The sequence below is a fragment of the Afipia birgiae 34632 genome (genome assembly GCF_000308295.2).
Taxonomy (GTDB): domain Bacteria; phylum Pseudomonadota; class Alphaproteobacteria; order Rhizobiales; family Xanthobacteraceae; genus Afipia; species Afipia birgiae.
Genome location: NZ_HG326655.1, coordinates 51,259 through 74,616, shown reverse-complemented (window position 1 = coordinate 74,616; position 23,358 = coordinate 51,259). Strand labels below are relative to the sequence as shown.

Genomic DNA, 23,358 nt, shown 5'->3' with positions numbered 1-23,358 from the left:
GTAGGGTCGGCGGCCAGAAAGTCAACGGATAGGCTGCGACAAGATGGCCCGGCTGTTCCGGGCCATCTTGAAGAGAAGGTGCGCAAAAGAGGATCAGGCGCCGCGACGCTTGGCGGTGACTTCGATCTCGACTTTCATCTCGGGCTTGTAGAGGCCGGAGACCGCAAGAATCGTCGCCGCTGGCCGGATGTCGCCGAGTGTTTCTCCGCACACGGCAAACACTGCATCGAAGTCCTTGGCGTCGGTGACGTAATAGGTCGCGCGCACGAGGTCGGCCATCTCGAAGCCGCCTTCCTTCAGCGCGATGCCGATGGTCTTGAAGCAGTTGCGCGTCTGTTCGGCGACGTCTTCGGGCAGGACCTTGGTAACGGGATCATAGCCCGTGGTGCCGGCGACGAAACAGAAGTCACCATCGACAACGGCGCGGCTGTAGCCGGCGATCTTCTCGAACGGCGATCCGGATGAAATCAGGCGGCGGGACATCGGTCTTTTCCTTGTGACAGCAGAATTACGGGGCTCATTTCAGGCCCCGCAATGCCGGGTCTTTGCGCTCAAATCAAGCGGCCTGGACGACCAATTTCCGGGCTTTTCCTGCCACGCGCGCACGCCGGGCCTTCATGCCGGTCGCGACAATCATGCCCCAGGCCTCATTCAGCGCGCCGTCGCGCAGTTCGACTGCCAGCAGCCGATCGCGTTCGAACGGACCGGGCAGCGCCAGCTCGCCGGTCTTCTCGGGAGAGAAGCCGAAGCGGCTGTAATAGGCCGCGTCACCGCGCAGAATGACTGCGCCATGGCCGCGTGCTTTCGCCGCCGCCAGCGCGTGATTCATCAGCGCCGCGCCGACGCCGAGCTTGCGGCAGGAGGCGTCGACCGCGAGCGGGCCGAGCACCAGTGCCGGGATGCCGCCGGCGCTGACGTGCCACAACCGTACGGTGCCGACCACGCGCCCTTCATGCACCGCGGAGAAGGCGAGGCCTTCGGCGGGCGCACGTCCGTCGCGCAGACGCTGACAGGTGCGCGCGTGACGGCCTTCGCCGAAGCTCGCGTCCAGCAGCGCTTCACGCGCGGCGATGTCCGAAGCTCGCTCCGCGCGGATCGCGAACGGAGCGGCCTCAAGGGTGAGGGTAGCAGTCTCTTTCCAAACAGCAGTCATGGCACGTCAGTCCCCACTCCAAACGGCAAGCAGCCGCGGAGCGTTGTCAGCAAAATAGCGATGTGACGGGATGGGAGCCGGCGGACCGGCTCCCGGTTATTCAGGTCTGAGCGAAGCTCAGATGTGGTAGGTCTTCAGCGGCGGGATGCCGTTGAAGGCCACCGACGAGTACGTCGACGTATACGCACCCGTGCCTTCGATCAGCAGCTTGTCGCCGATCTCGAGCGTGACGGGCAGGGGGTACGGCACCTTCTCGTACAGCACGTCTGCGGAGTCGCAGGTCGGGCCGGCGAGAATGCACGGAGCCATATCCGCGCCGTCGTGTGGCGTGCGGATCGCGTAACGGATCGACTCGTCCATCGTCTCGGCGAGACCGCCGAACTTGCCGATGTCGAGGTAGACCCAACGGTTCTCATCGTCGTCGCTCTTCTTCGAGATCAGAACGACTTCCGTCTCGATGATGCCCGCGTTGCCGACCATGCCGCGGCCCGGCTCGATGATGGTCTCCGGGATCTGGTTGCCGAAGTGCTTGCGAAGCGCACGGAAGATCGACCGGCCGTACTGCACGACCGGAGGAACGTCCTTGAGGTACTTCGTCGGGAATCCGCCGCCCATGTTGACCATGGACAGGTTGATCCCACGCTCGGCACAGTCACGGAACACCGTCGAGGCCATCGCCAGCGCACGGTCCCACGCCTTCACCTTGCGCTGCTGCGAACCGACATGGAACGAGATTCCATAAGGCTCCAGGCCCAGACGCTTGGCGAGATCGAGCACGTCGACAGCCATCTCCGGATCACAACCGAACTTGCGCGACAGCGGCCACTCGGCGCCTGCGCAATCGTAAAGAATGCGGCAGAACACCTTCGCGCCGGGAGCGGCACGGGCGATCTTCTCGACTTCGGCGGAGCAATCGACCGCGAACATGCGGATGCCGAGCGCGTAGGCGCGCGCGATATCACGCTCCTTCTTGATCGTGTTGCCGAAAGAGACACGGTCCGGCGTCGCACCGGCAGCCAGCGCCATTTCGATCTCGGCGACGGTCGCGGTGTCGAAGCACGAGCCCATCGAGGCCAGCAGCGACAGCACCTCAGGCGACGGGTTTGCCTTGACCGCATAGAATACGCGCGAGTCAGGGAGCGCCTTCGCAAAAGTCTGGTAGTTGTCGCGCACGACTTCGAGGTCGACGACGAGGCACGGCTCGGTGTCGAGGCCCTCGCTGCGGCGGTTGCGCAGGAATTCCTGGATGCGTTCGGTCATAGCACTCTCCCAAACGGCCCTGCGACGGACCGTCCAAAAAATGATGCCGGGTATGAGCGCTCAGGCCATGTCGCACGATGGAGACGCGACAATAGCCGACACTCAGACCAGACTGTGCTGCCGTGGATTGGTTGGGAAAGCTCCCGCCCGCACACCTGGCAATGAAGGACAAGCCTCTTCGGTATTCGCGCTGGCTGGTGGAAAGCCAACAGAGACCAAAAAAGCCCGATCCGTCGTTGCTTTAAGTCGCGTCCCCCGTTGAGAGCGGGGTGCGCCGGTTCGCCTCCGGCTGCCAGTCACGGTTGCAAGGAGAGAAGTCACCTTCAACGGCATCCCTTGAGAGAGATGCTGGCCTCTAAAGTCTTGCGACTTGAGCGACCCTCGGTTCTTCATCCCCTTGGCGGCTGTCCGGCCTCTTGTCCGGATACCTACCGACTGACACACGACCACAGGCACGTGCGAAATTGGGCAAGGCTGGAAATATGAGTTTTGACTCGGCTTCGCAAGTATTTTTTACACCACGGGGCAAGTTTCCCCATGGCGTGATCGAAATGTCGCGCTTGCTGTGAACAGGCGTTGAGAAAGATGAACGCGCGTTAAGTTTTGAGCGCGCGGAGCGCCGAGGCGAAGCCTCAAACCTTGCGGGTGAACGGCTCGACGCGCTGCGCGCCGCGTAAGAAGGCGATCATGATGGCGACGCCGATCAGGAAGAGCACGATCTGGACGATGTGAGCGCTGGTGTCGCTGAGACCGAACAGGATCGCTAGCGCCCAGCCGCCGGCGAAAGCCGCGCCGAACACCTCGGCGCCGATCAGGATGGCGGCGCTGACGACGGTGATGACGCTGGGCCACGCGATTTCGCGGGCGTTGGCTTCAAGCTTCTTGGCGTTCATGGCTTCTGATCCTGTTTCGGGCCGCAATCTCTGCGAAATCGCGGCTCCAATCAAGCGTTAAGGGCGCAAAAAAGCCCCACCGGATGATATAGAGAGGCTCTGGAAATCGCTGGAAATAAGGCCTCACCATGTCAGAAGCGTCCTCAACGGCTGCCGTCGCCTCCTCTTCCCAAGTGCCGGGAGCCAATCCGCTCTTGCAGGCCTGGCAGACGCCCTTCGAGACGCCGCCTTTCGCCGAGATTCGCCCGGAGCACTTCCTGCCGGCCTTCGACAAGGCCTTTGCGGACCACACTGCGGAGATCGAGGCGATCAAGGCCAACCCGGCCGAGCCGACGTTCGAGAATACCGTCACAGCGCTGGAGCGGGCGGGCAAGCTGCTCTCCAAGGTGTCGGCGGTGTTCTATGACCTCGTCGGCGCGCATTCGAACCCCGATTTGCTCAAGATCGAATCCGAGGTCGCGTTGAAGCAGGCGCGGCACTGGAATCCGATCTCCATGGACGCCGCGCTGTTTGCCCGGGTCGCCACGCTGCGCGACAATGCCGCTTCGCTCAAGCTGACGCCGGAGCAGGCGCGGCTGCTGGAGCGGACCTGGACCAGCTTCCACCGCTCAGGCGCCGGCCTCAGCGAGGCCGCCAAGGCGCGCACCGCCGAGATCAACGAGCGGCTGGCCTATCTTGCCACCTCGTTCAGCCACCACCTGCTGGGTGATGAGCAGGACTGGACCATGGAGCTTGGCGAAGGCGATCTTGCGGGGCTGCCCGACAGCTTCGTCGCCGCCGCCAAGGCCGCAGCCGAGGAGCGCGGGGTGCCGGGCAAGATGGTGGTGACGCTGTCGCGCTCCTTCGTCGAGCCCTTCCTGAAGGACTCAAGCCGCCGAGACCTGCGCGAGAAGGTATTCAAGGCCTTCACCGCCCGCGGCGACAACCAGAACGACAACGACAACAGCGCCATCATTCTCGAGGTTTTGAGGCTGCGCGAGGAACGGGCGAAGCTGCTCGGCTATCCGAGTTTCGCCGCCTACCGTCTTGAAGACTCCATGGCCAAGACGCCGCAGGCTGTGCGCGGCCTACTGGAGCGGGTCTGGAAACCGGCCCGCACGCGCGCCATGGCCGATCGTGACGCGTTGCAGGCACTGATCGCCGAGGAGGGTGGCAACTTCAAGCTCGCCGCCTGGGACTGGCGCCATTACGCCGAGAAATTGCGCCAGCGCCGCGCCAACTTCGACGATGCCGCCATCAAGCCCTATCTGGCGCTCGACAACATGATCGACGCCGCCTTCGACGTGGCGCATCGGCTGTTCGGCCTCACCTTCAACGAGCGCAAGGACGTCCCTGTCTGGCATCCGGACGTACGGGTCTGGGAGGTCAAGGATGCCAAGGGTAACCACAAGGCGCTGTTCTATGGCGATTACTTCGCGCGTCCCTCCAAGCGCTCGGGCGCGTGGATGACGTCGCTGCGCGATCAGCAGAAGCTTGACGGCGATGTTGCGCCGCTGATCATCAATGTCTGCAATTTCTCCAAGGGAACGGACGGCCAGCCGTCGCTGTTGTCGCCGGACGATGCCCGCACCCTGTTTCACGAATTCGGCCACGGGCTGCACGGCATGTTATCGAACGTGATGTACCCGTCGCTGTCCGGGACCAGCGTGTTCACGGATTTCGTCGAGCTGCCGTCGCAGCTTTACGAGCACTGGCAGGAGCGGCCGGAAGTGCTGCAGAAGTTCGCGCGGCACTACCAGACCGGCGAACCGCTGCCGGCGGATCTGCTCAAGCGCTTCATCGCCGCGCGCAAGTTCAATCAGGGCTTCGCCACGGTGGAATTCGTCTCCTCCGCGTTGATGGACCTTGAATTCCATACCCAGCCGGCGGCCTCGATCACCGACGTCCGCGCCTTCGAGAAGCAGGAATTGGACAAAATCGGCATGCCTGCAGAAATCGCGCTGCGCCACCGGCCGCAGCAATTCGGCCATATCTTCTCCGGCGATCACTATGCGTCGGGCTATTACAGCTACATGTGGTCCGAGGTGATGGATGCGGATGCGTTTGGCGCGTTCGAGGAAGCGCATGACATTTTCGATCCGGCGGTGGCGAAGCGTCTGCACGATGATATCTACTCATCCGGCGGATCACGCGATCCTGAAGATGCCTACATTGCGTTCCGGGGCCGCAAGCCCGAGCCTGACGCGCTGTTGCGCCGGCGCGGATTGTTGAATGAACCCGAAGCGGCATAGGGCGAGTCTTTCACATGAAGCTGTATCGTTTCATTCAATATCTGTGCGTCGCGATTACGTTTGCATTGGCGGCGAGCAGCGCGCAGGCGCATCCACATGTCTGGATCGTGGCCAAGAGCCAATTGGTCTATGCGCCCGACGGGGCGATCACCGGTGTGCGTCACGCCTGGACCTTCGATGACATGTTCTCGACCTATGCCCTGCAAGGCATCGAGACCAAGACGAAAGGCGTCTACACCCGCGATGAACTGAAGCCGCTCGCGCAGACCAACGTTGAGTCTCTCAAGGATTACGCCTTCTTCACCTTCGCCAAGGCGGGCGCTGCGGGCAGCCAAAAGAAGGAAAAGTTCAACGATCCGATCGACTACTACCTCGAGTACAAGGATGCGGCGCTGACGCTGCACTTCACGCTGCCGTTCAAAACGCCAGTCAAGACACAGGCGCTGGCGCTGGAGGTGTTCGATCCGTCCTACTTCATCGACTTCAAGCTGGATGAGAAAGACCCGGTTGCGCTGGTCGGGGCGCCCGCGAACTGCAAACTGGCGTTCCAGCGCCCGAGCGACGGCAGCGCGCAGGCGCAGACCATGAACGAGCAGTCCTTCCTGAACGGCGACAATTCGAATTACGGCGCGATGTTTGCGAACAAGATCACGGTGGATTGTCCTTGATGTACACATCCCGTCCGGTGCATACGCGGATTGCGATTTCCGTTTTTGTTGTGCTCGCTGCTGCCGGCCTCGCCGATAGCCTGCTCCATGGTGCCTGGGCGCAGAATCCGTTCGGCGCGCCCAAGGGGGCTGTGCCGGACCCGCAGGTTGGTGGCATCATCGGCTGGCTGCTTGCCAAACAGTCCGAGTTCTACCGCCAGATGTCGGCGACGATCCGTGCGGCCAGGACTGACGGCAGTGCGGTGTGGGCGCTGCTCGGTATTTCGTTTGCTTACGGCGTATTTCACGCAGCGGGTCCCGGTCACGGCAAGGCGGTGATCTCGTCCTATCTCGTCGCCAACGAGGAAACGGCAAAGCGTGGCATCGTGCTGTCGTTCGCATCGGCCCTGATGCAGGCATTGGTCGCGATTGCAATCGTGGGCGTCGGAGCGCTGCTGCTGAATGCCACCGCGAAGACCATGTGCAGCGCGGAGCGTGTCATCGAAATTGCGAGCTACGGCCTGATCGCGGCGCTCGGCGCGCGGCTGGTCTGGAGCAAAGGCGGCGGGTTTGTCCGCGCTTTGCGCACGCTGCGCGCCGTGCCGACGGCGCAATTGGCTCCGGCCGTGGCGCATGCGCACACTCATGATCACAACCACCATGATCACACGCACGATCATTCGCATGGTGCGGCTCATGCACGTAACGTTCATGACCATCACGGACATGATCATCATGCGCACGATCACACCGGCCATGTTCACGACGAACATTGCCGCCATTCACATGGTCCAGAACCCAGCCAGCTTGCCGGTCCCGGGGGCTGGTCGCGCGGCTTGAGCGCCATCCTGACGGTCGGTATCCGGCCGTGCTCCGGGGCCATTCTGGTGCTGGTGTTCGCATTGGCGCAAGGTCTGTTCTGGGCCGGTGTTGCCGCGACACTGTTGATGGGGCTTGGCACTGCGATCACTGTTTCAGCTATTGCGATCGTCGCGGTATCGGCAAAGGGGCTTGCGAGCCGCATGGCCGCCGGCCGCGACGGCGGTGGCGCGGTCCTGCTGCGCGGCATCGAGTTCGGCGCGGCCGCTCTGGTGATGCTGTTCGGCATCGGTCTGCTGCTGGGATACATTGCGGCGGAACGCGTCACCTGCTTCTGATCGCCGTTGCCTTGACAACATTTGGGCAACGCGCGATGCCAGATGCATCATGATGGCAGTTACTCCCCTCGATGCACATCGGCCGGCCGCACAGGCGGCGCCTTCACGCGTCGGTGTGGTGCTGGTTAATCTCGGCACGCCCGATACCGCCGACGCGCGCGGTGTCCGGATTTACCTTCGGGAGTTCCTGTCCGATCCGCGGGTGATCGAAAATCAGGGGCTGATCTGGCAACTGATCCTCAACGGGATCGTCCTTGTGATCCGCCCAAGCCGCAAGGCGAAGGATTATGTCAAGATATGGAATACCGAGCGGAACGAGTCGCCGCTGAAAACGATTACGCGCGCGCAGGCTGAGAAGCTGGCAGCGTCGATTGCCGATCAGAAACACGTCATCGTCGATTGGGGCATGCGCTACGGCAACCCGTCGCTCAAATCGCGGATCGACGCGCTGACAGCCCAAGGTTGCGACCGAATTCTGGTGATGCCGCTCTACCCGCAATATTCGGCCTCGACCTCGGCCACGGTGGTCGACAAGGTCGCTGCCGCCCTGAAGGACATGCGTGCGCAGCCGACGGTTCGCTTCACGCCGCCGTACTATGACGATCCGGGGTACATCGACGCCCTCGCGGTCTCGATCGAGCGGCATCTTGCAACGCTGTCGTTCAAGCCCGAGCGCATCATCGCGTCGTTCCACGGCATGCCGCAATCCTACATCGACAAGGGCGATCCCTATCAGGCGCAGTGTGTGGCCACGATCGAAGCGCTGCGTGCGCGCATGGGGCTGGACGAAAAGGGCCTGATGCTGACGTTCCAGTCGCGCTTCGGTTATCAGGAATGGCTTCAGCCCTACACCGCCCAAACCGTCGAGCAGCTCGCGAAGGACGGTGTGCGGCGAATTGCCGTTGTGACGCCGGGCTTCTCGGCCGACTGCATTGAAACGCTTGAAGAGATTGCGCTCGAAAATGCCGAGATATTCCACAAGGCGGGCGGTCAGGAATTCTCGGCCATCCCGTGTCTCAACGACAGCGACGAGGGCATGGATGTGATCCGCCAGATCGTCCTGCGCGAACTGCAAGGCTGGATCTGACAGGCCGGCGAGCGGTTTGTTCGAACCGTATTCTCCGTTTGATCGACCAAGAATCGACCCGGGGCAGAGCGGCTGTGGTGCAGTCGTGCTAGTCTTACGCCGAGGCTCGCGTTCCGATTCATCCGCAGGGAGTTTTCAATGTCCGGTTTCGATATTTTCGCGATTGCGTTTGTTCTGCTTGTCGTTCTTACGCTCTTTGCCGGTGTCAAAACGGTGTCGCAAGGCTACGACTGGACGATCGAGCGGTTCGGCAAATATACCCGCACGCTGGGACCGGGCCTCAATATCATCATTCCCTATTTCGATCGCGTCGGCCGCAAGGTGAACATGATGGAGCAGGTGATTGAAATTCCGCAGCAGGAGGTCATCACCAAGGACAACGCCACCGTCACCGTGGACGGCGTCACCTTCTACCAGGTGTTTGATGCGGCCAAGGCAAGTTACGAGGTCTCCAATCTCAATCAGGCCATCGTGACGCTAACCATGACCAACATCCGCTCGGTGATGGGCTCGATGGATCTTGATCAGGTGCTCTCGCATCGCGATGAGATCAACGAGCGGCTGCTGCGCGTGGTCGACGCTGCGGTCTCGCCCTGGGGCGTCAAGGTCAACCGTATTGAGATCAAGGACATCGTGCCTCCGCACGATCTCGTCGAAGCGATGGGCCGTCAGATGAAAGCGGAACGTGTCAAGCGCGCGGACATCCTTCAGGCGGAAGGCCAGCGCCAATCCGAAATCCTGCGCGCCGAGGGCGCCAAGCAGTCGCAAATCCTTCAGGCTGAAGGACGCCGCGAAGCGGCTTTCCGCGACGCCGAGGCGCGTGAGCGTGCGGCTGAAGCCGAGGCGAAAGCCACGCAAATGGTCAGCAATGCCATTGCCAGCGGCGACGTGGCCGCGCTGAACTACTTCATCGCCGACAAATATATCAAGGCGTTCGGCCAACTCGCCGAATCTCCAAACCAGAAGATCATCATGCTGCCGATGGAAGCGACCGGGATGCTGAGTTCTCTCGCGGGAATTGGCGAGATCGCCAAGGCGACCTTCGGCGATGGCGGATCGGCTTCCGCACCGCGCCGACCGCCGACCGTGCCGAACACCAATTCACCGAAGTCTACAACGTGAAGGGTTGCATCGGATGGTAGACCTTCTGTCGAAACTCGGGATTTGGAACTGGCTGATCCTCAGCGTCGTGCTGATGGCGATCGAGACGTTCGCGCCCGGTGTGTTCATGCTGTGGCTTGGGCTCGCCGCGTTGATCGTCGGGCTGCTGTCGTTCGGCGTCGCATGGTCGTGGCAGGCGCAAATCATCATTTTCGCGGCATTGTCGATCGCGATGGTGCCGTTATGGCGATATTACTCCGGGCGGAATGCAGGTACGACTGACAAACCGTTCCTCAACAAGCGCGCAGAAGGCCTGATCGGACGCGTCTTCACGCTCGAGAAGCCGATTGTCGATGGCATCGGCACGGTGCGGATCGACGATACGGTCTGGCGTGTCTCGGGGCCGGACGCCGCGTCCGGCAGCCGCGTCAGGATCGTGCAAGCCGATGGGGCGAGCCTGCGTGTGGAGCCGGCCTAGACGCGTCATTTCGGCTTTCCGGCTTTGCTCCATTTGTCCGCGAAATGGTGCAGCGGCATGAACGTGCCCAGCAGTTCTTTGCCCAGCGTTGTCAGGCGATAGCCGCCGGCGTCGAGCTTCTCGACGAAACCGGCTTCGCGCAGTTCGGCCAGCCGGGCCTGAATCACTGTGGGTGACGCGTCGTCACACGCTGCGCGCAACTCGCGCGAGGTCAGCGCCTGATCGCGCATCTCCCAGACAATTCTCAGTGTCCAGCGCCGGCCCAGAAGATCGAGCAATACCATGATCGGGCGGCCTGATTTGGAGCCGCGCGCTGGCTTGATTCGGTCCGCTGGAATCGGTTTTCGGGTCACGAATGGCCTCTTGCCTCGCGCTATTAAAAATGTAGCATATCGCTATCATTATTGTAGCATAGGAGTTGGAGATGTCACGGATCGCGCCGCTGGAGCCGCCTTACGCACCGGAGATTCAGAGCCAGTTCGACGCGATCATGCCGCCGGGTATCCCGCCGTTGGTGCTGTTTCGCACCGTCGCGACCAGCGAGCGCGCCTACAAGAAGTTTCGCAATGGCAGCCTGCTGGATCGAGGCCCACTGACGCTCCGGGAGCGGGAGATCGTCATTGATCGCACCTGCGCGCTGACACGCTGCGAATACGAATGGGGTGTTCATGTCACGATTTTTGCAGGCCCGGCGCATCTGACCGATGAGCAGGTCCGCGCTACGGTGCTCGAACCCGCCGATGCCGCATGCTGGACGGAGGCCGAACAGGCACTGATCGCAGCCGTCGATGCCCTGCACTCCAACGCAACGTGGAGCGGCAACGAGTTCGAGGGGCTCAAGGCACACTACAGCGAAGTTCAGATCCTGGAGATCATCCAGCTCTGCGGTTTCTATCGGACGGTTTCGTATTTTGCCAACGCGCTGGATCTGCCCCTCGAGCCCAGCGTGGCGCGATTCCCGCAGAAATAGACTGCGGCGTTACGCGACACCTGCACGCAGAATATCGTGCAGGTGCACGATGCCGACCGGCTTCTTTCCGTCAGTGACGATCAGCGCGGTGATTTTCGACGCGTTGAGGATCTCCAGCGCCTCGCTGGCGAGCAGGTCGGGGCTGATGGTCTTCGGATTTTTTGTCATGACGTCGTCGACAATGGCAGTCATCAGGTCGGGCCGCATGTGACGGCGCAAATCACCGTCGGTGACGATGCCGGCGATCTCGCCGCGCGCATCGATGATGCCCACACAGCCGAAGCCCTTCGACGTCATCTCAACCAGCGCGTCGGACATCTTGGTGCCGAGCGGCTTCACCGGGACCGCGCTGTCCTTGTGCATCAGGTCGCGCACGAATTTCAGCATCGCGCCCAGTTTGCCCGAAGGATGCAGCGCGCTGAAATCGAGCGCGGTGAACCCGCGGCTCTCCAGCAGCGCGACGGCGAGTGCGTCGCCGAGCGCGAGCTGCATCAGCGACGACGTCGTCGGCGCGAGATTGTGCGGGCAGGCCTCGCGGGCCTTCGGCAGCGTCAGCACGATGTCGGCGGCAGCGCCCAGCGTTGAGTCCGCCTCGGACGTCACCGCGATCAGCCCGATGCGGAAGCGGCGCGAGTAATTGATGAGGTTCTTCAGTTCGGCGGTCTCGCCGGACCACGACAGCGCGAGGATAACGTCGTCGGCGGTGATCATGCCGAGGTCGCCGTGGCTGGCTTCGGCTGCGTGAACGAAGAAGGCGGGGGTGCCGGTGGAGGCGAAGGTCGCCGCCATTTTCTTGCCGATGTGGCCGGACTTGCCGAGCCCCGTCACGATCAGGCGGCCCTTGGCCTCGCGAACCCGCGCGACGGCGGCATCGAATGCGGGTCCGAGATCGGATTGCAGGGCGGTCGCCAGCGCGGTGACGCCGCTTGCCTCGGCGTCGAGCGTGCGCAACGCGGATTCGATCGCAGCCGAAACGGCGCGAGTCGCGGAAGGGGTCGCTGTCCGCGATTTTGAGCTGGCCATCACAGGTTCCAATTGAGCGGGGAGGGAGCGCCGTGCGCGCTTCGATCCGGGGAGTTTACCTAGCACATCGAAGCCGATGATGCGACGCGGTCCGGCCCTCGCAACGGCCCGTTAACCATAATTGTTTTAACTCTGTTAACGGCGTTTTTCCAGCGCCGCCGGCGGCGTTTCGTCCGCAATTAACTGAAGTTGTTGGTTTTTCGGCGCGGCCCCGAGTGGCTTTCTGGGGCCGGGAGATGAGTGGAAGTGCAAGGCTCGCAGCAACCTGTCCGGTTGTGGAACCATCGCTGGCGTGCGCCCCAATGGCGTGCGCTGCCGGTGTGCGTTCTGCTGGCCGTGTGGCACCCGGCAGCGGCGGTCGCACAGACGCTGACTCCTGACATGCTGAGCCCCACGCAGGGCGGGTTCGCTCCGCGTGACCAGTCGCTGCTGCGCCGGACTGCGCAGGCGGACGATGACTCGCTCCGGCGCGATGCGCGGGCGCCGTCGCGGATCGGCGCGATCCCGACCTATGGCATTCCGCCTGCGTCCGGCGCATCGGACAGCGGCTTCGATTCGCTCAATCGCGTGCGGAAGAAGCCGAAGCTTTATCCCGGCGCACCGAAGCCGAAGTTCGTCGGTCCAGGCAACCCGTCGCCGTCCACACCACGCGCACGAGTCGCCGCGCAGGTGTCGCCGTCAGTGGCCGGGACGTTTCCCGGCCAGCCGCCGCGCCGCCGCCTGAGGCCCGACGACGATCCGTTCGCCAATGTCGGCTTCCACACCGGCGTATTTCTCACCAAGGCTGCGGTCGAACTCTGGGGTGGCTACAGCACCAATCCCGGCCGTATCAGCCAGCCGAAAGGCTCGGGGTTCTACACGATCGCGCCGGAGTTGCTGATCGCGTCGGACTGGGAGCGCCATTCGCTGATCGCCGATCTGCGCGGCTCCTTCACCGGCTACGCCACGACCTTTCCGCCTGGCATCGTCGGGCCTTCGCCGGTGCCGACCAACATCAACGCGCCGGCCTTCAACGGCAGGATCAACGGCCGTATCGACGTCACGCGCGACACCCGCATCAACACCGAACTGCGCATGCGGGTCTTTACCGACAATCCGGGTTCGCCGAACATCCAGATGGGCCTCGCGAAATACCCGCTGGCGACAGCGATTGGCGGCACCGCGGGCATCGAGCACGATTTCAACCGCCTGCAGGTTTCGGTCGCGGGCCTCGCCGATCGCACGACGTATCAGCAGTCGATGCTCACCGACGGTTCGAGCACAACCAACGACGACCGCAACTACAACCAGTTCGGTGGGCTCACGCGCGTCAGCTACGACCTGATGCCCGGCCTCAAGCCGTTCGGCGAGGTGGGGGCCGACACCCGCCTTCACGATGTGAAGTTTGACCGGGCCGGCTATCAGCGCGATTCCAACGGTGGCTATGTGAAGGCCGGCTCCTCGTTCGAATTCTCGCGGCTGCTGACCGGCGAGGCGGCGGTCGGCTATTCGCTGCGCACCTATCAGGACCCGCGTCTCTCCGACATGAAGGGCCTCTTGACCAGCGCATCGCTGATCTGGACCGCATCCGGGCTGACCACGGTGCGGTTCGACGCAACCTCATCCATCGGTGAGACCACGCTGCCCGGCGTCTCCGGCGTGATTTCCCGCGATTACGCGTTGCAGGTTGATCATGCATTTCGCCGCTGGCTGATCGGCACCGCGAAGGTCGGCACCGGCACATCGGACTACGACGGCACGCGGTTCGACAGGCGCTACTTCGTGGAAGGCGATCTGGTCTACAAGCTGTCGCGCACGTTCCAGATCAAGGCGCAGGTGCGCCACGACTGGCTGGACAGTTCGGTCGGCGCCAACTCCGCCGCCACGGTGGTGATGCTCGGCATTCGCGTACAGCGGTAGCAGCATGCCGTCGGATTGCAGGCTTGGTCCAATCGTATTTAATCCGGAAATATTTCTTTAACTCCGAACCATATGAAGCGGATCATCTAAAGACCACCGCAACGAATTACGGCGCATCTAGGCACACTTGGGGAACAGTGTGCGATGTGGTTTCGACGGCCAAAGGATCAGGCAGCCCGACCGGGGCGGATATCGGCAAAGCTGCTGATATGGTGTTCGATCGCGACGATTGTCGGCTTTTCAGCCGTCTGCGGCAGCGTGATGTTCGACATGCGCCGCGGCGAACAGGCACTGGCGCTTCAGACCATGGAGAACCTCGCCACCACCATCGATTCCGACATCAGCCGCAACGTCGAGCTTTACGATCTGTCGCTGCGCAATGTCGCAAGCAACATGGTCGAACCCGAACTGGCTGGCATCAGCAAGCGGCTGCTCCATCTCATCCTGTTTGATCATGCGGCCACCGCGAAGCACTTCGGGACGATCCAGGTGTTCGACGCCGCGGGCAATCTCCTTCACGATTCCGGGACGTTCGATGCGACGCCGGAGAACCGCGCCGACGAGGATTACTTCCGCGTCCATCGTGACAATTCTGATGCCGGCCTGTTCATCGATCGTCCGGGCCAGTATCGCGGAGCCTATTCGGTGGTGCTGAGCCGCCGGATTACGGGCAAGGACGGGGCATTTCTCGGGGCGGTCGTCGGTTCCTTGCGGTTCAGCTATTTCCACGATCTGTTCGGGCGCCTCACTCTTGCACCGCAGGACGTCATCGCCGTGCTGCGTCACGACGGCGTGGTCATCATGCGCACGCCCTTCGATCTCGACGTGATCGGCAAGGACCTGGGTCAAGGCCACGGTGTGCAGCGCCTGTTCGTTGAGCAGAGCGGATCGTTTTCCGGATCTGGCGCGGTGGATCCGATCGATCGGCTTTACACGTGGCGCGACAGCAGCCGCCCGCTCGTTGTGGTCGTGGGGAAGTCCTGGACCGATATTTTCGCGATCTGGCGCAGGCAGGCGTTTCGGGTCGGCGGGATCATGCTGGCGCTGATCGCGTTTGTCACCGGCGCGACAATGATCATTGTGCGGGAAATCAAGCGGCGCGAACGCGCCGAAGACAAGCTCGAGGGGCTTGCGACGACAGATGCCCTGACCGGTCTCAGGAACCGCCGCAAGTTCGATCAGGTCATTGTGCAGGAATGGCTGCGTGCGCACCGCTGTCAGGAGCCGCTTGCGCTGTTGATGATCGATGCCGACCACTTCAAGACCTACAACGATATGTTCGGGCATCAGGCCGGCGATCAGTTGCTGGTGCGGATCGCAGGCAGCATTGCGGGAGCAGCGCAGCGCTCGGGCGATTGCGCCGCGCGATACGGCGGCGAGGAATTCGCCGTGCTGCTGTCCGGTCTTTCGGTGGATGCGGCATTGGCTGTCGGGGAAAACATCCGAACAAACGTGGAAATGCTGTCCGCGGACAAATGGGCCACCACCGTCAGCATCGGTGTGGCGAGCATCGTGCCGAATGCATCGCTGCAGCCGACAGACCTGGTCGAAGCGGCCGACAAGGCGCTGTATGAGGCCAAATCGCGCGGGCGCAATCAATCGGTGGCAACGCAGAGAGAGAATCTGTCGCGCGTCGCGTAACGGATTCAATTTTCAAACAGCATGCGCGTGTGGGGCTTGCCCCGTTCGCGCGAACGAAAGCCACGCGCGCTCGTTCTCGCGCATCGCGCGAGGTGAGCTTTTGGTTCTGCCCCTAAAGCATGAGGGGCATGGAGCGCCGCGAGGCGCAAATGTGTTGTTTCGCTTCCCGTGCGAAGGGAAGCGCGTCGCCTCACGGCGCTCCATTCGCGGCGATTTTGGGCGAGGGGAGCGTGCTTCCGGGACAGGACAGGCGCGACACGCGCCTCGATCCGGCTGGCTTTCGCCGGCCTTCATCCTGTCCGCGTCCAGCTCTCGATGAGCAGAGCCACATAGTTGGCCCGGACGCTGACCCCAGCCTCCCGGACGACATGGCTGCGAACCATGCGCGCGGGCGCCGCATCCTGCTCCGCTTCAAAAGCGCCCTCGAGAAGCGCCCCTCACGAACGGGACTGTAGGAATATAATCACAATATCGGGAAATGTCAAGACCGCTGGGCACCAACATGCTTGACGCCTGGCTGGTTCGCCTGTATTCAACCAAAAGGTTGTTAACTGATAGGTTGAATATAGGCCTCCGATGGCTCAAGACCGGCTTTCCTCGACACTCTTTGCCCTCGCGGACCCAACCCGGCGGGGCATCCTGGCGCGGCTGGCGACCGGCGATGCCACGGTGACTGAACTGGCCGAGCCTTACGACATGAGTCTGGCGGCGGTGTCCAAGCATCTGAAGGTGCTGGAAACGGCCGGGCTGATCTCGCGCGGGCGCGAGGCCCAATGGCGGCCCTGCCATCTCGAGGCGGCGCCGCTCGCGGACATTTCCGAGTGGGTGGAAGGCTATCGGCGGTTCTGGGACCGCAGCCTCGATCACCTCGCCGACTACCTGAAGACCATGAAGAAGCCCGGCTCCGATTCCTCCGGCGTCTGAGTGTTTGCGAACCCGCCTCAAATCGTCACGAAGGTCATGAAAGGAAACCCCATGAGTGCAAGCGTAGAAGCTAACTCCGTTACGGAAGCGGTGATCCTGATGAGCCGCATGTTCGATGCGCCACGGGATCTTGTCTGGGAGACCATGACCGATCCGAAACACGTGTCGCAATGGTGGGGTGGGCCGGGCTTCACCAATCCGGTCTGCGAGATGGACGTTCGCCCCGGCGGCAAATGGCATCACGTCATGCGTACCCCGGACGGTCAGCAGTTCACCTTCAACTTCATCTTTGTGGAAGTGGTCCGGCCGGAGCGGCTGGTCTGGCAGGACGTCAATCACGGCAAGGCACAAGGCGGCCCGCCGACCTGCGTCAACATCGTGACGTTCGAGGATCACGGCCAGCAGACCAAGTGGAAACTGGTGGCGCGGTTCAATTCGATCGCCGAGCGCGATTTCGCCGCCCAGATGGGCTTCAGCGACATGATCAGCGTCAGCACCGATCGTCTCGCCGCTCATCTGCAAACGCTTTGAGCGTTAGCTTCGGCCGAAGGCGTCCGGAGGTGCGTTGCCGCCGGCGTTTTCGCGCCGGTGCTGAATGTGGGTAAACCGGGTGGGCCTCTTGACAGCGCGATCCCGCAAAGAACAAATAAAGAACATGAAAATCACGCCGCGACTGCCGGACCATATGTCCCGGCCGGGCGGGTTCTCTGCCAGCATCGGGGATGCCATCATGTTTACACCGGCCACGCAGAAAGACATCGACCGTTACGACCGCGCTGTCGACAGCGCGATCGCCACCTGTGGCGGCGATCTTCGCGGCGCGCTCAAGGCGCTGATCATCGCCAACGAATATCTGGAGGAGGAATTGCGGCAGGTGCTGGACGATGTGTCCGCGCATGCTGTGATCGCGATGCCGCGGCGGGATGTGGCCTAGCATCGGCAAGAAGCGATCGGGGGCGATTTCACCGCACGTCGTCCCCGCGAAAGCGGGGACGACGCTGTTGTCACATCAAGGCTCGTGCAGCATGCGCGAAAGCGCGCCTACTTCATCAGTTCCTTCGCCAGCGCCATGTACATCGGCAGCGAGACCGGATCGTTGGCGGCGTTGGCCGCCATCGGATGCGAGGCGTAGCGGGCGATCACCATCTCTGCGGTCGGATCGACATACACGCTCTGGCCGTAGATGCCGCGCGCCATGTAGGCGTTATGCTCGTTGTGGGTGATCCACCACATGTCGCGATAGGACCAGCCCTTCAGCAGTGCGTAACCGGCCTTGGCGAAGTCCTCCTTCTTGCCGCCTTGCGCCACGTCGGCGACGGCGGCTTCAGGAATCACCTGCTGGCCGTTGAACTTGCCCTTGTTGCGCATCATTTCGCCGAAGCGTGCGAGATCGCGCAGCCCGGTGTTGAGGCCGCCGCCGCCGGATTCCGTTCCGACGCTGTCGACCATGAAGTAACCGTCATGCTCCGCGCCGAGCTTCGACCAGATTTCCGACGACAGCAGGTCCGCCAGCGACTGGCCTGAGGCGCGCTTGACGATCCAGGCCAGCACTTCGGCGTTCGCCGTCTTGTAGGCAAAGGCCTGGCCGTGCTCGCCTTCCTTGTTCAGCTTGACGAGGAAGTCGTAAAAGCTGCGCGGCCCCTGATAGCCGGGGGCGATCGGCATCATGCCGCCGGCGCGGGCGTAGTCGAACACTTCGGCATTCGGATCGGAATAGTTTTCCGAGAACTTCACGCCGATGGTCATATCCATCACCTGGCGCACGGTGGCGTCGCCATAGGCCGTGTCTTTCAGTTCGGGCACGTACTTGGTGACGGGCGCTGCGGGATCGAGTTTGCCGTTGGCCGCGAGCACCGCCGCCAGCGTGCCGACGAAGGACTTCGTCACCGAGAATGCGATGTGCGGCAGCTGCGGGCTGCCTTCGCCGAAATACTTTTCGAAGACGATCTTGCCCTTGTGCAGCACGACGATGCCGTCGGTATAGGTCAGCTGCATCGCGTCGTTGAAGGTGATCGGCTTGCCGTCCATGGTGGTGATGGCGACGCCGCCGAGATCGCGTTCGGCGCGCGGCAGCGGCACCACCGGTGCTTCGCCGCGCGACACCGCCGCGGTCGGCACCAGTTCGCGGAAGTGGCTGAACGACCAGCGGGTGTTCGGAAAACGTGACGACGAGCCGTCGATAAAGCGGATGGTCTTGTCCGGGGGCGGCGGAAAGCCCTGCATCATGCCGAGCGTCTTCGGATCGGTCTGCGCTGCTGTCGGAAGCGGCTGGGCGGTTTGCGCATCCACTCCGGTGGAAGGAATCATGTTCACCCCCGTGAGCGTGAGCAGGGCGACAGCATATCGTGCGGCATGCGTGCGGATGGTGGCACTCATCATGGCATTTCCCCGGTGGTCGTTTTTTGTTTCGCCTTGCGGCGATGCGCGGAGCCTAGCCGAGCGCCCCATCGCAAACCATAGGTATTGCAGTATTGCATCAACAAAAAACCGCGAGACATTCGTCTCGCGGTTTTGGTGATCGTTCAGGACTTGCGGGCCAACTTACGGGCAAGGATAGCGGTTGCCGTTGTTGTTCAGGTAGGTGCCCGACGCCGGATCGTAGGAGCGATAGCGCTGCGAACAGTAAGCGTGGTTCTGTTGCGCCTGTGCCTGCGAAGCGGCAATCGCGCCGCCGATCACTGCACCCGCGGCGAGACCGAGGCCGACGCCCGCAGCAGTGCCGCCATAGCCGTATCCGTGGCGATGATGGTGGCCGTATCCATGGTGACCATGGCCATGACCATGGCGGCGAACGGGATAATACTGCACGCTCTCGACGTTGCTTGAGGTTGAAGCCACGCCAGACAGCAGCGTGTTGCTCATCAGCGGCGCCGCGGCTGCGGGCTGCGAGACGGCAAGGGCTGTCGAGCCGGCAAGCAGCGCGGCTGCGAGAAGTTTTCCAGTTCGCATATCTATTCCTTTAGTTTGGATCGAGAATTTCGGGTGGATTGATCATAACTCATCGCGGTGCGGAAAGTTTCCCACGATCGCTTACACTTTCCGAAGTATTAATGTCGGTATCTTGGCGAGCGCCGGTATCTTGGTGGGGAATTGTTGCAGCCGTTCGTGCTGCGAGTCATTCTTCACGCTCCCGCACGGCGCGGCGATCCTTGATCACGCCGATCGTCACGCCCAGGCGCTCGATTTTGCCGATGACCTTTCCGGCAAGGATACGGTCGCAGTTCATGTGTGTCGGCGCGATGTAGAAATCGGCGAGACGCCAGTCATGCATCCTGAGCCATTGCAGGTTCGGACGTGCATACTCTTCATAAGAGACGCGCTCGCCGCAAACGGCGACACGATAGGTGTTGGTCTTCGCTGTGGCGGGCTCGGTGCGGTCGAGGAAATCGTGCAGCTCCTCCACCGCCTCGGGCATGATGTTGACCCAGTAATCGGTGACGAAGCGCCGCGACGCGCCTTCCAGTCCGCCGACGAGCTGATTGTAGTAGAGATACTCATAGGGATGCAGGTGATACAGTTTGCCAGCCGTCCAGGTGTATCCCGTGGAGACGATGGCGAGCCAGACGATCATGGTGCCGCGATGCAGCCGCGCCAGCGCGCTGATCGAGGCGCTGAGGCCGACGCCGGCGAGAATTGCAATCGGCGGAAACACGAACAGGAAATGGCGCCAGCCGTCGAGCGCCGGTCCCTCGGTGATGACCTGACACGCCACCGGGAAAATCGCGGCGAACGCAATCAGCCCGAGTTCGCGGCGGCGCGCACCGCTGATGCCGCCGATGCGTTCCGGCAGCAGGAGCAGTGCGAGCGCAAGCAGCGTTCCGCCGAGCGTCAGCAGCGGCAGCCGGATCGCGATGTAGGTGGGCACGTAGTAACGCGGCACGTCGGCCATCTCGTAGACCTTGCCGAACAGGATCGTGCGGATGTGATAGTGGAAGTCGTTGAACGACAGCAGACCGCGGATCGGATTGAGCGGCGACAGCGCCGCCCATGGCCACGCCGCGATCATGATGACATAGGCGATCAGCAGCGCGGGCAGGAACCACAGGGCCGATCGCATCACGAACCGCGTGCGCTCCTGCCAGTGGCCGATCACCGGGCGGGGCACACTCAGCAGAATGGCGAGACCGGCATATCCGATCAGCAGCAGGCTGAGCGACCTGATGCCGAGCGCGGCGCCGGTCATGACGCCGAATCCGATCACGTCGCGCATCCGCGGCACCGGCAGATCGCGGGTGGCGCGGATCAGGAAATACATCGCGCCGGCCATGAAGGCGGCCAGCGGAATGCCCTTGGTGTGGTTGAACATGCCGCCGTACCACGAGCCACACAGCACCAGCGCCACGATGGTGAAGAAGGCGGCGCGCGGGTTTGCGATCAGCCGCGCCGTGGCGGCCGCAGCGCCGATGCCGCCGATGCCGATCAGTGCGCACAGCAGATGGCGCAGTTCGTACTGATCGACGGGCAGGATCTGCGCCAGACCGAGCGCGGCGATGTCGAACAGTCCGCCGTAGAGATAGAGGTTGTCGAGCTTGAACAGCGACTGGTCGGTGAAGCCGCTCTTGTAGTAGGCGATGATCAGCTCGCCGTAGCGATGCTGCACGCCCTCGTCGTTGGAGATCGCGTAGTTCTGGAAGGTCCACAGCGCGACAACGACAAGCGCGGCCAGCGCGGCGCAGGAAGCCAGGTCAAATGCGTTGCGCCGGCTGAGCCACTGCGCATAGCGCTTCAGCCGCTCGCCGAGACCGGCGCCAGCGAGATCGCGGCCGGAAAGATCCAGCCCGCCACTTGTGGAATCGGTCATCCCCCGGCGTTCCTCAGCCCACCTATCTGGCGCGCGTCCGCTGTTGCAGCTCTCCGCTCGCCATGCCCCCACGGCGAAGCCAGCCCTTTCGGCCTGCTTGGGAACGACCATAGGTGTTGAAAAGGCACCTGCTCAAGGAAATTGCATTTTGCGATGCGAAAGAGGGCACCAGCAAAAAGTATTAGACCACCACCGTTAACCGTTTCGCCGCGCGGGTAATGCCGGTGTAGAGCCAGCGGGCGCGGCTGTCCTGAAAGGCGAAGCTCTCGTCGAACAGCACGACGTCGTTCCACTGCGAGCCTTGTGACTTGTGCACCGTCAGCACGTAGCCGTAATCGAACTCGTCGTAGGGGCGGCGCTGCTCCCACGGAATGTCCTCGATGCCGCCGCTGAAGCAATCCTGCCGCACCGAAACCTTGGTGACCTTCGCGCCGAATTCCTCGTCAGGCGAAAGCCGCATGGTGAGAATTTTCGATTTCGACGGCGTGCGCGATTTCACGCGCCACAGGCCGCCGTTGAACAGCGCCTTCTTGCGGTTGTTGCGCAGGCAGACCAGCTTGTCGCCCGCCACCGGCAACGGATCCTCGATGTTCTGTTTCTGCCGCACCCGCATGTTGTAGGCGCGGCGGGTGTTGTTCCGGCCGACCAGAACCTGATCCGCCGCCATCACCCGATCCGGATCGAGCGCATCACGCCGCACCACTTCAGACTCACCGAAGGTGCCGAGATCGAGCGACCGGCCTTCGCGCACCGCCATCGACATTCGCACGATCGGATCGTCCTGCGCCTGACGGTGAACCTCGGTGAGCATCGCGTCCGGTTCGGCATCGGTGAAAAAGCCGCCGCCCTGGATCGGCGGCAACTGCGCCGGATCGCCCAGCACCAGCAGCGGGCAATCGAACGACATCAGGTCACGGCCCAATTCCGCGTCCACCATCGAACATTCGTCGATGACGATCAGCTTGGCCTTGGAGGCGGGCGCGTCGTCCCACAGCTCAAAGCTCGGCTGCTCTTCGCCGGATTCGCGGGTGCGGTAGATCAGCGAATGAATCGTGGAAGCGTTGTCGCAGCCCTTGTTGCGCATGACCAGCGCCGCCTTGCCCGTGAAAGCGGCGAACTTCACGTTGCCGTTGACGCCGTCCGCGATATGCCGCGCCAGCGTGGTCTTGCCGGTTCCGGCATAGCCGAACAGCCGGAATACCGGCGGCGTGCCATTCCTGCCTGGCTTGGCCTTGAGCCAGTCGGCGACGGCGCGGAGCGCCTGATCCTGATGCGGCGTAAAGGTGGTCATCGTGATGTGGTGAATACTTTATATGAAGTGAGCCGCAAGCGCGGGCACATGTGCATAGCTGACTCGCAGCTGGTGCGATGGCAAATAATGCGGCGATTCACGGTGAAACATCCGTCGCAATCGCCGCCGCTTCTCATATATGGTTCGGCCTGCAAGGTCCAAATCAACCGGTGGGCTCATGGAACGTTTTTTTCTGCAGATCGCCACGGCGTTCAGCGCGCTGGTGCTGCTTGGGCTGGGCCTGTCCGGTGTGGTCCTCGGCGTGCAGTTCATGCACGGTGTCGGCACGATCACGGTCGACAACTACTTCCGGCTTCTGTCGGGCATGATGGCGGGAATGGGCGTCGTTCTTCTGCTCTCGATCCTCCACGTCGAACGTTACCGCGAGCGGTTCGGGATTTTGACGTTCATGATCGTTCTGGGCGGTCTGGCGGAACTCTATTCGGTGACGCTGCATGGCATTCCGAGCGTCGGGAGCATGTTCGGCATGTTCATGACATTGATCTACGCGCCGCTGCTCTGGCTGCTGCAACGTCATGTCGCCAGACGCGCGGCACTGCATCCGCATTGATGCACGATGATTGTCCTCAAACGCATTGTCATCACTCTCGTCATCGCCTTCATTGCGGTGGTGTTCGGTCTGTTCGCCTACAATTTCTATCTGCGTTTCACCGCGGGTGACGATCCCGCGCCGCCGGTGATCTATGAACGCTCCGACCGGCCATCCCGCGCCTGAGCGTGCGGCGCGACGCGGGTTGCGTCACGGCAGTCCGTTTCTGTAAGTTGACGCCGCGACAGCCTG

24 protein-coding genes are annotated in these 23,358 nt (G+C 62.5%); 14 read left to right on the top strand and 10 right to left on the bottom strand.

Annotated elements, in window-relative coordinates:
- Window positions 1-93: 93 nt before the first annotated feature.
- The 4 genes from BN32_RS23345 to BN32_RS23330 form a co-directional block, all read right to left on the bottom strand.
- Window positions 94-483 carry a RidA family protein gene (locus BN32_RS23345; RefSeq protein ID WP_019200048.1) on the bottom strand — a complete coding sequence of 130 codons (390 nt, stop codon included), beginning with the start codon at window positions 481-483 and terminating at the stop codon, window positions 94-96.
- Window positions 484-556: 73 nt separating this feature from the next.
- Window positions 557-1,153 carry a GNAT family N-acetyltransferase gene (locus BN32_RS23340; RefSeq protein WP_019200049.1) on the bottom strand — a complete coding sequence of 199 codons (597 nt, stop codon included), beginning with the start codon at window positions 1,151-1,153 and terminating at the stop codon, window positions 557-559.
- 117 nt (window positions 1,154-1,270) lie between these two features.
- Entirely contained in the window at window positions 1,271-2,413 is a 1,143-nt protein-coding gene (locus BN32_RS23335; protein WP_019200050.1) for a type III PLP-dependent enzyme, read from the bottom strand.
- 632 nt (window positions 2,414-3,045) lie between these two features.
- The gene (locus tag BN32_RS23330; RefSeq protein WP_019200051.1) at window positions 3,046-3,306 is read right to left on the bottom strand and encodes a hypothetical protein; all 261 of its coding nucleotides are present in this window, start codon (window positions 3,304-3,306) and stop codon (window positions 3,046-3,048) included.
- 128 nt (window positions 3,307-3,434) lie between these two features.
- Here BN32_RS23330 and BN32_RS23325 point away from each other — a divergent pair, with 128 nt between their 5' ends.
- The 6 genes from BN32_RS23325 (at window position 3,435) to BN32_RS23300 (ending at window position 10,007) form a co-directional block, all read left to right on the top strand.
- Entirely contained in the window at window positions 3,435-5,537 is a 2,103-nt protein-coding gene (locus BN32_RS23325) for a M3 family metallopeptidase (protein ID WP_019200052.1), read from the top strand.
- Window positions 5,538-5,551: 14 nt separating this feature from the next.
- The gene (locus BN32_RS23320; RefSeq protein ID WP_019200053.1) at window positions 5,552-6,205 is read left to right on the top strand and encodes a DUF1007 family protein; all 654 of its coding nucleotides are present in this window, start codon (window positions 5,552-5,554) and stop codon (window positions 6,203-6,205) included.
- Window positions 6,205-7,341, top strand: a complete 1,137-nt coding sequence (locus BN32_RS23315; RefSeq protein ID WP_019200054.1) for a nickel/cobalt transporter — start codon at window positions 6,205-6,207, stop codon at window positions 7,339-7,341. Before BN32_RS23320 ends, BN32_RS23315 begins: the two co-directional genes overlap by 1 nt.
- Before the next feature lie 49 nt (window positions 7,342-7,390).
- The gene (gene hemH / locus BN32_RS23310; protein ID WP_019200055.1) at window positions 7,391-8,428 is read left to right on the top strand and encodes a ferrochelatase; all 1,038 of its coding nucleotides are present in this window, start codon (window positions 7,391-7,393) and stop codon (window positions 8,426-8,428) included.
- Window positions 8,429-8,566: 138 nt separating this feature from the next.
- Entirely contained in the window at window positions 8,567-9,550 is a 984-nt protein-coding gene (locus BN32_RS23305) for an SPFH domain-containing protein (RefSeq protein ID WP_019200056.1), read from the top strand.
- Window positions 9,551-9,563: 13 nt separating this feature from the next.
- Window positions 9,564-10,007: an NfeD family protein gene (locus tag BN32_RS23300; protein WP_019200057.1), complete on the top strand. Its 444-nt coding sequence runs from the start codon at window positions 9,564-9,566 to the stop codon at window positions 10,005-10,007.
- Window positions 10,008-10,012: 5 nt separating this feature from the next.
- Here BN32_RS23300 and BN32_RS23295 read toward each other — a convergent pair whose 3' ends face one another.
- Window positions 10,013-10,291 carry a winged helix-turn-helix transcriptional regulator gene (locus tag BN32_RS23295; protein WP_019200058.1) on the bottom strand — a complete coding sequence of 93 codons (279 nt, stop codon included), beginning with the start codon at window positions 10,289-10,291 and terminating at the stop codon, window positions 10,013-10,015.
- Between the two features lie 140 nt (window positions 10,292-10,431).
- On the opposite strand from BN32_RS23295, the gene BN32_RS23290 reads away from it, so the two are divergent.
- Complete coding sequence (locus tag BN32_RS23290; protein WP_019200059.1) at window positions 10,432-10,977, top strand: carboxymuconolactone decarboxylase family protein; 546 nt, start codon at window positions 10,432-10,434, stop codon at window positions 10,975-10,977.
- Window positions 10,978-10,986: 9 nt separating this feature from the next.
- Here BN32_RS23290 and BN32_RS23285 read toward each other — a convergent pair whose 3' ends face one another.
- Window positions 10,987-12,000 (bottom strand): KpsF/GutQ family sugar-phosphate isomerase, encoded by a 1,014-nt coding sequence (locus BN32_RS23285; protein WP_040427627.1) that lies wholly within the window; start codon window positions 11,998-12,000, stop codon window positions 10,987-10,989.
- A 246-nt stretch (window positions 12,001-12,246) separates the two neighbouring features.
- On the opposite strand from BN32_RS23285, the gene BN32_RS23280 reads away from it, so the two are divergent.
- From BN32_RS23280 to BN32_RS23255, 5 genes are all read left to right on the top strand, one after another.
- Window positions 12,247-13,899: an outer membrane beta-barrel protein gene (locus tag BN32_RS23280; RefSeq protein WP_152343792.1), complete on the top strand. Its 1,653-nt coding sequence runs from the start codon at window positions 12,247-12,249 to the stop codon at window positions 13,897-13,899.
- 144 nt (window positions 13,900-14,043) lie between these two features.
- Entirely contained in the window at window positions 14,044-15,540 is a 1,497-nt protein-coding gene (locus tag BN32_RS23275) for a sensor domain-containing diguanylate cyclase (protein WP_019200062.1), read from the top strand.
- A 576-nt stretch (window positions 15,541-16,116) separates the two neighbouring features.
- Complete coding sequence (locus tag BN32_RS23265; protein ID WP_019200063.1) at window positions 16,117-16,464, top strand: ArsR/SmtB family transcription factor; 348 nt, start codon at window positions 16,117-16,119, stop codon at window positions 16,462-16,464.
- Between the two features lie 51 nt (window positions 16,465-16,515).
- The gene (locus tag BN32_RS23260; protein WP_040427625.1) at window positions 16,516-16,995 is read left to right on the top strand and encodes an SRPBCC domain-containing protein; all 480 of its coding nucleotides are present in this window, start codon (window positions 16,516-16,518) and stop codon (window positions 16,993-16,995) included.
- Window positions 16,996-17,119: 124 nt separating this feature from the next.
- Window positions 17,120-17,398: a hypothetical protein gene (locus BN32_RS23255; RefSeq protein ID WP_019200065.1), complete on the top strand. Its 279-nt coding sequence runs from the start codon at window positions 17,120-17,122 to the stop codon at window positions 17,396-17,398.
- A gap of 107 nt (window positions 17,399-17,505) precedes the next feature.
- Here the strand turns inward: BN32_RS23255 and BN32_RS23250 are convergent, their stop codons facing one another.
- The 4 genes from BN32_RS23250 to BN32_RS23235 form a co-directional block, all read right to left on the bottom strand.
- Window positions 17,506-18,843, bottom strand: a complete 1,338-nt coding sequence (locus BN32_RS23250) for a serine hydrolase domain-containing protein (protein WP_019200066.1) — start codon at window positions 18,841-18,843, stop codon at window positions 17,506-17,508.
- A 162-nt stretch (window positions 18,844-19,005) separates the two neighbouring features.
- Window positions 19,006-19,413 carry a BA14K family protein gene (locus tag BN32_RS23245; RefSeq protein ID WP_019200067.1) on the bottom strand — a complete coding sequence of 136 codons (408 nt, stop codon included), beginning with the start codon at window positions 19,411-19,413 and terminating at the stop codon, window positions 19,006-19,008.
- Window positions 19,414-19,579: 166 nt separating this feature from the next.
- Window positions 19,580-21,265 carry a glycosyltransferase family protein gene (locus tag BN32_RS23240; protein ID WP_019200068.1) on the bottom strand — a complete coding sequence of 562 codons (1,686 nt, stop codon included), beginning with the start codon at window positions 21,263-21,265 and terminating at the stop codon, window positions 19,580-19,582.
- Window positions 21,266-21,446: 181 nt separating this feature from the next.
- Window positions 21,447-22,556: an ATP-dependent DNA helicase gene (locus tag BN32_RS23235; RefSeq protein ID WP_019200069.1), complete on the bottom strand. Its 1,110-nt coding sequence runs from the start codon at window positions 22,554-22,556 to the stop codon at window positions 21,447-21,449.
- A gap of 178 nt (window positions 22,557-22,734) precedes the next feature.
- Here BN32_RS23235 and BN32_RS23230 point away from each other — a divergent pair, with 178 nt between their 5' ends.
- Together BN32_RS23230 and BN32_RS27300 are read left to right on the top strand one after the other, a co-directional pair.
- A complete protein-coding gene (locus BN32_RS23230; RefSeq protein ID WP_019200070.1) occupies window positions 22,735-23,127 on the top strand; it encodes a DUF4345 domain-containing protein in 393 nt (130 codons plus the stop codon).
- Window positions 23,128-23,133: 6 nt separating this feature from the next.
- On the top strand, window positions 23,134-23,292 hold the full coding sequence (locus BN32_RS27300; protein ID WP_019200071.1) for a hypothetical protein: 159 nt from the start codon (window positions 23,134-23,136) through the stop codon (window positions 23,290-23,292).
- The last annotated feature ends 66 nt before the right edge of the window (window positions 23,293-23,358 follow it).